11 protein-coding genes are annotated in these 12,488 nt (G+C 66.3%); 9 read left to right on the forward strand and 2 right to left on the reverse strand.

Annotated elements, in window-relative coordinates; translation table 11 throughout:
- The first annotated feature begins 42 nt into the window (after positions 1-42).
- The 9 genes from ASC37_RS03605 (at position 43) to ASC37_RS03645 (ending at position 10,711) form a co-directional block, all read left to right on the forward strand.
- Positions 43-831, forward strand: coding sequence for a sulfite exporter TauE/SafE family protein (locus ASC37_RS03605; protein WP_055423070.1), 789 nt, complete (start codon positions 43-45; stop codon positions 829-831).
- Positions 832-922: 91 nt separating this feature from the next.
- Entirely contained in the window at positions 923-1,309 is a 387-nt protein-coding gene (speD, locus tag ASC37_RS03610) for an adenosylmethionine decarboxylase (RefSeq protein WP_055423071.1), read from the forward strand.
- A gap of 4 nt (positions 1,310-1,313) precedes the next feature.
- Positions 1,314-2,186 (forward strand): polyamine aminopropyltransferase, encoded by an 873-nt coding sequence (gene speE / locus ASC37_RS03615; protein WP_055423072.1) that lies wholly within the window; start codon positions 1,314-1,316, stop codon positions 2,184-2,186.
- Entirely contained in the window at positions 2,183-3,652 is a 1,470-nt protein-coding gene (rsmB, locus tag ASC37_RS03620; protein ID WP_198288991.1) for a 16S rRNA (cytosine(967)-C(5))-methyltransferase RsmB, read from the forward strand. The genes speE and rsmB overlap by 4 nt, the downstream gene beginning before the upstream one ends.
- Positions 3,615-4,226: a DUF4390 domain-containing protein gene (locus ASC37_RS03625; RefSeq protein WP_055423073.1), complete on the forward strand. Its 612-nt coding sequence runs from the start codon at positions 3,615-3,617 to the stop codon at positions 4,224-4,226. The genes rsmB and ASC37_RS03625 overlap by 38 nt, the downstream gene beginning before the upstream one ends.
- Positions 4,223-6,361, forward strand: coding sequence for a sensor histidine kinase (locus ASC37_RS03630; RefSeq protein ID WP_055423074.1), 2,139 nt, complete (start codon positions 4,223-4,225; stop codon positions 6,359-6,361). Before ASC37_RS03625 ends, ASC37_RS03630 begins: the two co-directional genes overlap by 4 nt.
- Positions 6,354-7,598: a sigma-54-dependent Fis family transcriptional regulator gene (locus ASC37_RS11810; protein WP_055423075.1), complete on the forward strand. Its 1,245-nt coding sequence runs from the start codon at positions 6,354-6,356 to the stop codon at positions 7,596-7,598. The genes ASC37_RS03630 and ASC37_RS11810 overlap by 8 nt, the downstream gene beginning before the upstream one ends.
- 48 nt (positions 7,599-7,646) lie before the next feature.
- Positions 7,647-8,717, forward strand: coding sequence for a uroporphyrinogen decarboxylase (hemE, locus tag ASC37_RS03640; RefSeq protein ID WP_055423076.1), 1,071 nt, complete (start codon positions 7,647-7,649; stop codon positions 8,715-8,717).
- On the forward strand, positions 8,714-10,711 hold the full coding sequence (locus ASC37_RS03645) for a primosomal protein N' (RefSeq protein ID WP_198288992.1): 1,998 nt from the start codon (positions 8,714-8,716) through the stop codon (positions 10,709-10,711). Before hemE ends, ASC37_RS03645 begins: the two co-directional genes overlap by 4 nt.
- Positions 10,712-10,864: 153 nt before the next feature.
- Here ASC37_RS03645 and ASC37_RS03650 read toward each other — a convergent pair whose 3' ends face one another.
- Both ASC37_RS03650 and ASC37_RS03655 read right to left on the reverse strand, forming a co-directional pair.
- The gene (locus ASC37_RS03650; RefSeq protein WP_028875224.1) at positions 10,865-11,893 is read right to left on the reverse strand and encodes a YeiH family protein; all 1,029 of its coding nucleotides are present in this window, start codon (positions 11,891-11,893) and stop codon (positions 10,865-10,867) included.
- Complete coding sequence (locus tag ASC37_RS03655; RefSeq protein WP_055423078.1) at positions 11,890-12,405, reverse strand: SDR family NAD(P)-dependent oxidoreductase; 516 nt, start codon at positions 12,403-12,405, stop codon at positions 11,890-11,892. Before ASC37_RS03655 ends, ASC37_RS03650 begins: the two co-directional genes overlap by 4 nt.
- Positions 12,406-12,488 lie beyond the last annotated feature (83 nt).

Below are 12,488 nucleotides of genomic sequence, written 5' to 3' on the forward strand. Positions count from 1 at the left end.
ATCGCCGGAATGTTCCACGTGGAACATTGGCAAGGAGGAGCAATGGGGCTCGAAGATTTGAGCTGGATATGGCTCGTCCTGGGTGGGGCGGCCTTTCTCGCGGGGCTCATCGATGCGGCGGTGGGGGGAGGTGGCCTCATCCAGGTGCCCGCCCTGCTGCTCGCTTTCCCGCAGGCGCCGCTCGCCGATCTCTTCGGGACGAACAAGGTCGCTTCCGTGGTGGGAACGGCGGCAGCGGCGCGGCAATATCTTCGGCGCATCGCTCTGCCGGGCGCGTTGTTGGCGACGGTGGCTGGCGCGGCCGCGATGGGTAGCTGGTTCGGGGCGAGTGCGGTGACGCATTTCCCGCGTGAGTGGGCCCGTCCGCTGGTGCTGGTGCTGTTGAGCCTGGTCGCGGTCTATACCTTTGCCAAGAAGGAGTTCGGCCTGCATGCCCGCACCGCGGCTTGGGGACGGGCCGATCTGGCGCGGGCGCTGGGTATCGGTTTGGTCATCGGCTTCTACGACGGATTCTTCGGCCCCGGCACGGGCAGTTTTTTCATCTTCGCGTTCGTGCGTCTGTTGCGATTGGATTTTCTCCATGCGTCGGCCCTGGCCAAGGTTGGCAACGTGGCGACCAACCTCGCGGCCATCGCCTATTTCTGGGGCCATGCGCACATCGCCTGGGCATTGGGGGGGTGGTTGGCGCTGTGCAACGTGCTGGGTTCGCGCGTGGGCAGTGGCCTGGCGCTGCGTCGTGGTTCCGGTTTCGTGCGCAAGCTCTTTCTCGTCGTGGTGGCGGTGTTGATCGCGCGCTTGAGTTGGGAACAAGTGTCCCCATATTTGTTCTGATTGCGGGTCCCCGCGGTTGGGGCAGCGAACGGTTTTCGTGCAGTTCGTTGTATAATTTTCAGTTTTCCATGGCTGGCCGGGAGAAGTGGAGATGAACGGTCTTCATCTGATTGCGGATCTCTATGATTGCCGCTGCGATGTCGCTCTGCTCACCGACCGGGAACGGTTGGAGACCTTGTGCGTGCAGGAATGCCGTGAGGCAGGACTGACGCCGCTGGGCGCTTATTTCTACCAGTTCCGACACGACAATGGCGAGAATGCCGGCGTCACTGGTACCGTGGTGCTGGCCGAGTCTCACCTGGCCATCCATACCTGGCCCGAAACGGGCAACGTCACTTTGGACGTGTACGTGTGCAATTTCTCCAAGGACAACTCCGAGCTTGCGCGGCGGGTTTTTCGCCGCGTGATCGAGACGCTCAACCCGATGGAGGTAGTGAGCCATTCGGTGGTGCGCGGCAAGATCGCGCCGCGGGAGTGAGGCGATGAGCGAACGGACGACGCGGCTGTGGGAGTCCTTGAGCAGCTGGAGCGGCTATTATTTCGACGTGACCGAGTGCCTGGAACGCGGCCGTAGCCGTTACCAGGAATACGAGGTGTGGCATTCGCCGCTCTTCGGACGCATGTTCCGTCTCGACGGCTGCGCGATGACGAGCGAGGCCGATGAGTTCATCTATCACGAGAATCTCATCCACGTGCCGGGGCTCGCGCATGCAGGGCCGCGCTCGGCGCTCGTCATTGGCGGGGGCGACGGTGGCTCGGCCGAGGAGCTTTTCAAGTACCGCACGATGCAGCAGGTGGTGCTCGTCGAGCTCGACGAGAAGGTGATCGAGCTCGCGCGCAAGTATTTCCCCGCGGTGCATCGCGGTGCCCTCGACGATCCGCGTCTGGAGCTGCGGGTGCAGGACGGGCTGGACTACGTGCGCCGCGTGGCCCCGGCCGAGGGAAGGAAATTCGATCTCGTCGTGCTCGACCTCACCGATCCGGTGGGGCCGGCGGCCGCACTCTACCAGGAAGAGTTCTTCCGCGCGTGCAAAGCGCTGCTCACCGAGGGGGGAGCGCTGTCGCTGCACGTGGGGGCGCCAGACCATCAGCCCGAGCGGGTGCGCGAGCTGCTGCGGCGCCTGCGTGCGGTCTTCGCCTGCGTTCGGCCGCATCTGCACTACATCCCGCTCTACGGGGCGAACTGGATGCTTGCCTGCGCCTCCGACGCGCTCGATCCGGTGTCGCTCGATCCGGCGACGGTGGACGCGCGCATCGCCGAGCGGGGGCTGGGCGAGCTGCGCTACCTCGATGGGGAAACCTATCGGGCGCGCCTGGTGCTGCCGCGCTATCTGCGGGAGATCGTGCAGCCGTGAACGAGCGACCGCGCGCTTCGACCGACAGGAATGTTTCACGTGAAACATCGGGTCGCCGCGACAAACCCTCGCGCGCGCGGGAAGGATCGAGCGCCCGGCACGGAAGAGGCGAGGCGACTCGCGAAGCCGAAGTCGATCCGCGTACCCTGGCCGGCGCGATCGAACTCGCGGCGCAGGTCATCGACCAGGTCGTCGCGGGACACAATGCGCTGGAGCATTATCACGCCTTGCGTGCGGCGCATCCCGTGACCGAGCCTGGGGCCTGGGGGCGGGTGCGGGACCTGGCCTGGAGCGCGCTGCGCGATTACGGCTGGGGGCGCTGGGTGCTGGCGCGGCTCGCGCCGCGCGGCGTGCCCGAGCCGGTGCTCGCGCCTTTGCTGGTGGCGCTGTCGGCGCTGCGCGACGGCCCGCGCGATGCGCATGCGCTCACGCACCAGAGCGTGAGCTGCGTGCGTCTGAGGCAAGAACGCTTGGCGGGATTCGCCAATGCCCTGCTGCGCACTTTCCTGCGTGAGCGTGAGGCGCTGCATCCCGAGGCGCTCGCCGAGGCGGCGCGTGCGAGTGCCTCCGTGCCCGCCTCCATGCCGGAGGTACAGGATGCCGCCGTGGCGCATTTCCGCCATCCGCGCTGGTGGATCGACAAGGTGCGCGCGCAGCATCCGCTCGACTGGGAGCGAATCCTGCATGCGGGCAACACCCATCCGCCGATGGGGTTGCGGCTCAACCGCCGCCGCATCGATGAAGCCGAGGCGCTCGCGCGGTTTGCCGCGGCCGGCATCGCCGTGCGACGCGCCGGTCCGATGGCGCTGCTGCTGGAGCGACCGATGCCCGTGGCCAAAGTCCCCGGCATTGCCGAGGGCTGGGTCTCGCCCCAAGACGTGGGGGCCCAGTTCGCGGCGCGGCTGCTCGCTCCGCTCGACGGCGAGCGCGTGCTCGACGCCTGCGCTGCTCCCGGTGGCAAGAGCGCCCATCTATTGGAATTGGCCGACATCGAACTCACCGCCGTCGACGTCGAGGAGACGAGGCTTGCGCCACTGCGCCGTGCTCTGGCGCGGCTGGGCGTAGCGGCGAAGGTGCTGCGCGGCGATGCGCGCCATCCCGCCCGCTGGTGGGATGGCCGGCCATTCGATGCGATCCTTGCCGACGTGCCCTGCTCGGGCAGCGGCGTGGCGCGGCGCCACCCCGACATCAAATGGCTGCGCCGCACCGAGGACGTCGCCGGCTTCGCCCGGCAGCAGCGCGAGATCCTCGATGGCCTGTGGCCGCTGCTCAAACCGGGCGGACGGCTTTTGTACGCGACCTGCTCGATCTTCGCCGAAGAAAACGAGGAACAGGTGCGGGTGTTCGTGAAGCGCCATCGCGACGCCCGGCTCGTTCCCCTCGATGGCGAGCGCGAGACGCTCGCATTGCTTCCTGACGAGACGCACGATGGGTTCTTCTACGCGCTGCTGCGCAAAACCGCTTGATCCACTGCGCCGGCGGCTGCTGTTTGCCTTGGGCGCACTCCCCTTGGGCGCTTTGGGCTTGCTGACCAATGACGGGACAGCGGTGGCCGATGCCGCATCACGGGCGCGACTGTGGCGCGACGGTGAGGGGAACTGGTTTCTCGACGCCGATCTGGGGTTCGAGCGCTTTCCCGCCGTATGGGAAGATCTGCTGCAGCGCGGCATCGCCATGCCCCTGCGCCTGGAGCTGATGCTCTATCGCGAGCGTTGGTACTGGAGCGATCAGCTGGTCTTCGGCAAATTCTGGCGCATCACCATACGGCACCAGCCGGTGACGCAGGATTGGCTGTTGACGGTGGGAGATGCGACGCACGTTTTCTACGACCGGGAGACCTTGCTGCAATCCTTGCGTTCGATCCGCGGCTGGCCGGTGGCCGCTGACGTGTTCAACCCGTTGTCGGACGTACGGGCCGAATTGCGGCTGAGTGTCGATCTGTCGCAATTGCCGCAGACCCTGCGCGCGAGTGCGCTGGGTAACGACGCCTATGCCTGGGAGGTGGGGCCTTATCGCTGGTATCCCTGGAGGAAGCGATGAACCGCGGCCTGGTGGTGGTGATCCTGGCGGTAGTGGCGATCTCGATCTTCCTGCTCGCCACTGCCAGCAGCAACACCGACGTCTTCGGTTCCGCCTTTCCTTATTTCCTGACGCTCAATGCAGCGGTGGTGGCCGGACTCGGCGTGCTGCTTGGCCGTCAGGCCTGGCATCTCTACCGGCAGTATCGGCGCCGGAAATTCGGCACGCGTCTGCGCGTGCGGCTCACGCTCATGTTCACCGCCATGGCCCTGATCCCGGCGGTGATCCTCTATCTCGTCTCGATCTTCTTCGTGGTGCGTTCGATCGAGACCTGGTTCGACATCCGGGTCGAGCGGGCGCTGGAGAGCGGGGTGGCGCTCGCGCGCAACACGCTCGACAACCTGGTGCTGAAGGCGCGGCACGATGCGGAGACGCTGCGGGGGCAGCTCGCTCAGGCAGGGGCAGTGGACATCGCCACACTCACGCCCCTGCGCGAGAATCTGGGGGTGAGCTCCATCACCGTGCTCAACGCCAAGGGAACGCCACTGGTGACGGTGAGCCCGGACGATCGCTGGTTGAGCTCGGTGTTGCCCACCGCAATCGAATTGCAGGCGGCCCGCAGTACGGGGCTTTTTCACCGGGTCGATACCTCTCCTGAGGGGGTTCCGGTGATCCGGGTGATCGCCGTGCTCGGCGCGACGATGCCGGGCAGTACGACGGATGCGGCCTACCTGCAGCTGGTGCAACGGGTACCGGCGAACATCGTCGAGCAGATCGAGGCGGTGCAGACGGCCTATCGCGACTACCAGCAGATCGTGGTCGGCAAGGAAGGTCTGCAGCGCATTTATGCGCTCACGCTCACCATCACCGTCCTGCTGTCTTTGCTGGCGGCACTCGCGCTGGCGATGTACCTGTCGCGCAAGTTCATCGCACCGCTGATGGTGCTCGCGGAAGGAACGCGGGCGGTGGCGGCCGGCGATTACCGGCCGCTTGCGCCGATCGCGGCCCGCGACGAACTTGGGGTGCTGACGCGCTCGTTCGACGCGATGACGCAGCAGCTCGCCCAGGCGAGGCAGGCGGCGGAAGAATCCCACGCCCAGATCGAGGCGGCACGCGCCTACCTGGAGACGATCCTCGCCAACTTGAGCACCGGCGTGCTGGCGTTCGACACGGAGGGGAAGTTGACGATCGCCAATGCCGCGGCGTCACGTATCCTCGAAATCGATCTGCAAGGGTGCACGGGCCAGCCCCCTTCCTGCTGGACGATGGAGCCGGAATTTGCCACCTTGATCACCGAGCTCATCGGTCGCGAGCCGGCAGGCCCCACCGAGTGGCGCCGTCGCTGCGCCGACGGACATACCCAGGTGCTTCTGCTGCACGTGGCTTCTCTGCCGACGCGCCACGGCAGCGGTCGTCTGGTCGTATTCGACGACGTCACCGACCTGGTGCAGGCGCAGCGCACTGCAGCCTGGGGCGAAGTGGCCCGGCGCCTGGCGCACGAGATCAAGAATCCGCTCACCCCGATCCAGCTCTCGGCCGAGCGCTTGCGCTACAAGCTTGCCGACCGTCTGGGCCCCGAGGAGCGTCAGATGCTCGAACGCGCCACGCAGACGATCATCGATCAGGTGGAGGCGATGAAAAACCTCGTCAACGCCTTCCGCGACTATGCCCGCCTGCCCGCGCCGAAGAAAGATTGGATCGAACTGCAGGCGCTGCTTCGCAGCGTGCTGGTCTTGTACGAATCCTCTCCGGCGCGCCTGGAGCTCGACTTGCCGCAAGAGCCTTTGCCGGCGTTGCGGGCCGACGCTTCCCAAATGCGGCAGGTGTTGCATAATCTCATCCAGAATGCCCAGGATGCGCTGGAGGGGCGGCAGGACGGTATGATCCGCATCGAGGTCCGGCGCAATGCCGACACGCTGATCCTGCGCGTCCTCGACAATGGCCCCGGGTTTCCTCCGGAGCTGCTGCGCCACGCATTCGAGCCCTATTTCACGACCAAACCCAAGGGAACGGGGCTGGGTCTGGCGGTGATCAAGAAGATCCTCGACGACCATGGGGCGCGGGTGCGTTTGGTCAACCGGGCCGAAGGAGGAGCGATGGTAGAGATCGAATTCCCGCTCGGCGACGAGGTGCGAGAAGGAGGCCGCGATGGCTAAAGTGCTCATCGTCGACGACGAAGTCGGCATCCGTGAGCTGCTGCGCGAGATCCTCGAAGACGAGGGCTATGCCGTCGAGACGGCCGAGAACGGCCTGCAGGCGAACGAGCGCCTGGAGGCGGAGCGACCGGATGTGATCCTCCTCGACATCTGGATGCCCGATGTCGACGGCATCACCCTCTTGCGGCAGTGGATGGGACGGCAGCCGCCGGCACCGCCGGTGATCATGATGTCGGGCCACGCCACGATCGACACGGCGGTAGAGGCCACGCGCATCGGCGCGATCGATTTTCTCGAAAAACCGATTTCGATGCAGAAACTGCTGCCGGCCATCAAGGAGGCGGTGGCGCGATCCCGGCAGGCGAAGGCGCCCAGCGAGGTGGCGATCGGCCGTCTGGGAGAGCATCCCCTGCTTGCGCCGGTGTTGGACCGGGCCAAAAACCATCTGCAGCGCCAGGGACTCCTCTACTTTCAGGTGAGCGACTCTTTTCTCGTCCAGGCTCTGGCGCATGCCTTGAGCTTGGGCGATGGGCCGAGGCTCGATCTCGGTGCCGAAACCCAGCCGCTTTCGCTCGACAAGCTGCAGCGGGCGCGCGGCGGGCATTGGTATGTATACGAACTGCAGAACCTGACCCGCTTGCAGCAAAAAAACCTTTGCTTCGCCATCGAACGCCGGGGAGAATATTCCGCCCGTGTGATCGTCTTCAGTGCGGTGAAGACGGAAGTCTTGGAACAGGATGGATGGCCCGAGACGCTCGTGGCTGATTTCGCCCAATGCCGCGTCGAGGTACCGCAGCGGGATGAAGCCTTGCGTGCGCTCGACACCCTCATGCCGCTGGCGCTTGCCGAGGTGGCGCAGCGGCGCGGCGATGCAGTCGTACCCCAGCTTCCGCCGAGCGGCCTGACGCGCATGCCCAAGGGAATGCTGCCGGCCGAGCTCGACCTCTTCGGCCTGGCCGAAGCCTTGCTGGACGCCCAGGAGGACGGCGTCGTGCCCCAGGCAGCGATCGAGCGCATCTTCGGCCTGCCGGATCAGCCCACGCTGGAGCGTCTGCTCACCCTGCCGCTGCGCGAGGCGCGCGAAGCCTTCGAGCGCATGTACTTCGAGCGCCTGCTCGAGCGTGAAGCCTTGCCCATGAGCCGGGTGGCGGAACTTGCCGGTCTGGAACGCACCCATCTCTACCGCAAGATCAAGCAGCTCGGCCTGTCGCTCAAGCGCATCCAGGATGCCGACTGAGCTCCGTATAATGGCGGCTGTCCTGTCGCCTTACGGAGTCGCCCTCTCATGCCCTCTTTGCAAAACGACCGTCTCCTGCGGGCGCTGCTGCGCCAGCCCGTGGATCGCACACCGATCTGGTTGATGCGGCAGGCCGGGCGCTATCTGCCCGAATACCGCGAGACGCGCCGACGGGCTGGTAGTTTCCTTGCCTTGTGCAAGGATCCGGCGCTCGCCACCGAAGTGACCTTACAGCCGATCGCGCGTTTCGGGCTCGATGCGGCGATCCTCTTTTCCGACATCCTGACGGTGCCCGATGCGATGGGTCTGGGGCTGTACTTCGTCGAAGGAGAAGGGCCGAAGTTCGAGCGGCCGCTGCGCAGCGAATGGGAGATCCGCAATCTCTCGGCCCCCGATCCGACGGTGGAGCTTGCCTACGTGCTCGAGGCGGTGCGCCAGATCCGGCGGGCGCTCGACGGTTCGGTGCCGCTCATCGGTTTTTCCGGCAGCCCCTGGACGCTCGCCTGCTACATGGTCGAGGGGGGGGCGAGCGAGGATTACCGCACGGTCAAGACGCTGCTCTACACGCGCCCCGACCTGATGCACCGCATCCTCGAAGTGACGACGCAGGCGGTGATCGATTACCTCAATGCCCAGATCGAGGCGGGGGCGCAGGCGGTGATGCTCTTCGATTCCTGGGGGGGCGTGCTCGCAGAGGAAGCCTTCAAGACGTTTTCCCTGCCGTATCTGGCGCGTATCGTCTCGGGCCTACGCCGCGAGGCGCAAGGCCGGATCGTCCCCTCCATCGTTTTCACCAAGGGGGGTGGCGTGTGGCTGGAAGATTTGGCCAGTATCGGCGCCGATGCCGTGGGGCTGGATTGGACGATGGACATCGGCCGGGCGCGGACCTTGGTCGGTGACCGGGTGGCGCTGCAGGGCAATCTCGATCCGGCGATTCTCTTTGCGCCGCCCGACGTGGTGGTGCGCGAGGCCTGCAAGGTGCTCGAAGCCTTCGGCCACGGTTCGGGGCATGTCTTCAACCTGGGGCACGGCATTTCGCAGCATACGCCGCCGGAGCACGTGGCGGCGCTGGTCCACGCCGTCCAGACCGAGAGCGTGAAATATCACCAGAAGGCATGAGCGAGGGGATGCGCCGGGCCCAGGTGCTACTGCCGTTCCCTGGTGAAGGCCTTTTCGATTACTGGGTTCCCGAAGCGGTCGTGCCGGGGCAGATCGTGCGCGTGCCCTTCGGCCGGGGGGCGAAGCTGGGCATCGTCTGGTCGCTTAAGGCGGATCCGTCCGTCCCGGACGAGCGGATCAAACCGGTGGAGGCGATCTGGGAGGGCCTGCCGCCGCTACCCGAGGCGGACCGGGAGTTGCTCGAATTCACCGCCCGCTATTACCTTGCCCCGCTCGGCGAGGTCGTGGCGGCGATGTTGCCTCCGGCGCTGCGCCGGCGCAAGCGCGAACCCCGGAGCAAGGGAAGGGGCGAGGAGGGGGGCACCGTGCCAGCCGGGCCGCTACCCGAACTCACGGAAGGGCAAAGGGCAGCGCTCGAAGCGGTGCCGCGGGACGGATTTTCGGCAACCTTGCTGCACGGCATCACCGGCAGCGGGAAGACGGAGGTCTATCTACGCCTGGTGGCGGAGTGCCTCGCCCAGGGGCGGCAGGCGCTGCTCCTGGTGCCCGAGATCGCCCTCACGCCGCAGCTCACCGAGCGGGTGCATGCCCGTTTTCCTTCGGCCCGCATCGTGTGCCTGCATTCCGAGGCGCCTGCCGGCGAGCGCTCCGCGGCCTTCGTGGCGGCGATGCGCGGCGAGATCGACGTCGTGCTCGGCACGCGGCTCGCCGTGTTCGCGCCTTTCGTGCGGCTGGGGCTGGTGGTGGTGGACGAGGAGCACGATCCATCCTACAAGCAGTTCGAAGGGGTGCCCTACTCGGCGCGCGACCTGGCGGTCTGGCGGGCTCGCCGTTGGAACGTGCCGATCGTGCTCGGTTCGGCCACGCCCTCGCTCGAGAGCTGGGCGTCCTGCGAGGCGGGCCGCTATCGCCGCGTGGCTTTGTCCGCCCGCGCGAGCGGCCAACCCTTGCCGACGATAGAGCTCATCGACACGGCGCAGACGCCGGCCGAGGAGGGGGTGAGCGCGCCGCTCGCCCAGGCGATCGAAGCCACGCTCGCGCGCGGCGAGCAGGCGCTCGTTTTCCTCAACCGCCGGGGTTACGCGCCGGTGGTACGCTGCGGCCATTGCGGCTGGGTGAGCCGCTGCCCGAACTGTTCGGTCAATCTCGTCTTCCATCGCGACGACGGCCGGATGCACTGCCATCACTGCGGTTATCGCGAGACCCCGCCGCGGTCCTGTCCCGAGTGCGGCGCGCTCGACCTGCAGCCCGTCGGCCGGGGCACGCAGCGGCTGGAGGAGCGGTTGCAGGCGCTGTTTCCCCAGGCGCGGATCGCGCGCATCGACCGCGACGCGGTGAGGACCCTGGCTCAATGGGAAACGCTGCTCGAGGAGGTGCGCGCGGGACGCTACGACCTGCTCGTGGGCACGCAGATGATGGCCAAGGGGCATGATTTTCCGTCGCTCACGCTCGTCGGCGTGATCGGGGCCGATGCCGGGCTCTACGCCGCCGAGGTGCGCGCCACGGAGCGGATGTTCCAGCAGCTGATACAGGTGGCCGGCAGGGCCGGTCGGGCGGGCGCGCCAGGTCGGGTGCTGGTGCAGACGGAGTTTCCCCAGCATCCGCTCTTTCGCGAGCTCGCGGCGCACGACTATGCCGCCTTCGCCGCGAGGACGCTCGCCGAGCGTCGGGCGCTGCGGCTGCCGCCTTTCGCTTTTCAGGCGTTGTTGCGCGCCGACGACGAGGCGCTGGAGCCGGCGCTCGCTTTCCTGGAGGCGGCGCGCACCACGGGGCGTGAGATTGCGGGCCGGGAAGGTTGGCCGGTGAAGGTGTTCGATCCGGTCCCGATGCGCCTCGTGCGCCTCGCGCGCCGCGAACGGGCCCAGCTGCTCGTCGAAGGGGGTCGCCGTCCTGCGCTGCACGCTTTCCTCGAGCGCTGGGTCGAGGCGCTGCGGGGCTTGCCCCATCCGCGTTCGTTGCGCTGGCGTCTGGAGGTGGATCCGCTGGAGACCTGAGGTCGATCAGGGGGGCCAGCGGTAGATTACTTCTGCCAGGCTTTGGCCTCCACCACGACCCGGTTGCGTCCTTTTTCTTTGGCTCGATGCAGGGGCAAACAGGCATCGTTCGGCATGGGTGTTCTCGCGCAGCGTTTTTCGTTGCCGTACAGCTTATCCCAGCATTGCTGCAAAAACACGGGTGACGCCGTAGCCGCCGAACACGAGCCAGAGGAAGAGCGCGGCGGCGAGGTAGAGCGGTCCGGGGCCGACCTGGCGAAACTTGACCACGTTCGTTTCCATGCCGATGGCCGTCATCGCCATCGTCAGGAGAAAATTGTCGACCCCGATCAGATCTTGCACCAGCCAATTGGGTAGAACGCCGAGCGAGTTGATGGCGCTGGCGGCGACGAACCAGACGGCGAACCAGGGAATGACGAGCCGAACGCCGGCGTTTTCCGTCCTGGTTTTGTGGCGCAGCGTGAGCCAACCCAGAGCGAGCAGCACGGGGGCGATCAGCATCACCCGGACCATCTTGACGATCACGGCGACTTCTCCTGCCCCGGCGATCCCGCCGGTGGCCGCGACCACTTGCGCCACCTCGTGGATGGTGCCGCCGCTATAGAGACCGAAGATCTGGGGTGTGAGATGCAGCAGTCCCGTGGCATAGACGGCGGGGTAAAGAAACATGGAGAGGGTGCCGAAGAGGACGACGGTTCCCACCGCCACGGCGCTCTTGGCAGGATTGGATTCCAAGACGGACTCGGTGGCCACGACCGCCGCCGCGCCGCAGATGGCGCTGCCGGCTGCCGTCAGAATGGCGGTATCCCGGTCGAGCTTGAAGAGGCGGGTACCCATCCATACGCCGAGAGCGAGGGTGCTCACCACCATGGTCACCGACACGCCCAGGCCGGCCCAGCCCACGGCGGCAATCTGCTGGAAGGTGACGCGAAAGCCGTAGAGGATGATGGCCGCGCGCAGCAGATGTTTGGAACTGAAGAGGACGCCGGGCACCCAGGATTCGGGCAAGTGGCGTCGTAGGGTGTTGGCATAGACCATGCCCAAGAGGATGCCGACGATGAGCGGACTGAGACCTAGGCGGGATATGGCGGGGAATTGTGCCATCTGCAACGCCGCTAGGGCGAAGAGGGCGACGAAGAGCAAACCGTGCAGGGCCGGTGCCCGTTGAGACAAGCCGTTCATCTCAGTTCCCATCCTGCGTCTGCGAGTGCGTCCTTGGGTGCGTACGGCGTCCATTGCCGTGCGATCACCCGCTTGCCGGTGACCTGGTCGGCCGCCCGCGCCATGAAAAAGGGGCCATTGACGTGGGTGTCGATGATGAGGCGCCACAGTTCCGGTGGCGTTTCCCAGAAAGGAGGGGGGGCGGTGAGAAAGCACGGGTTGACGTACTTCATCCCGCGTCCAGCGTTGTTGATGAGCACATCGAGTCGTCCCAGGCGTTCGGGCGCCGTGGCCACGGTGCGTTCGGCCTCTTCGGGATGGGCAGCGTCGGCCGTGAGGGGAAGAAAACGGTCGGAACCGAAGCGATCGCGGATCTCCGCTTCCAGCGCCTGCAGCTCACCCGATTCACGGGCGGCGGTACCGAGCACGCGTACCCCTGCAGCGGCGAGACCCAGCGGCATCGCTCGCCCCAGTCCGCGGCCGGCGCCCGTGACGATGGCAACCAAGGGGTCCAAAGGCATCGTCTCGTTCATGGATCCAGCTGCCTTGTTAGGTTTTCTGTCAATATACAAATTGCCAAAAAGTATATATCAACCCCCCCTCTTGATGGATGAAT

The sequence above is a fragment of the Tepidiphilus thermophilus genome, from assembly GCF_001418245.1.
Taxonomy (GTDB): Bacteria; Pseudomonadota; Gammaproteobacteria; order Burkholderiales; family Rhodocyclaceae; genus Tepidiphilus; species Tepidiphilus succinatimandens.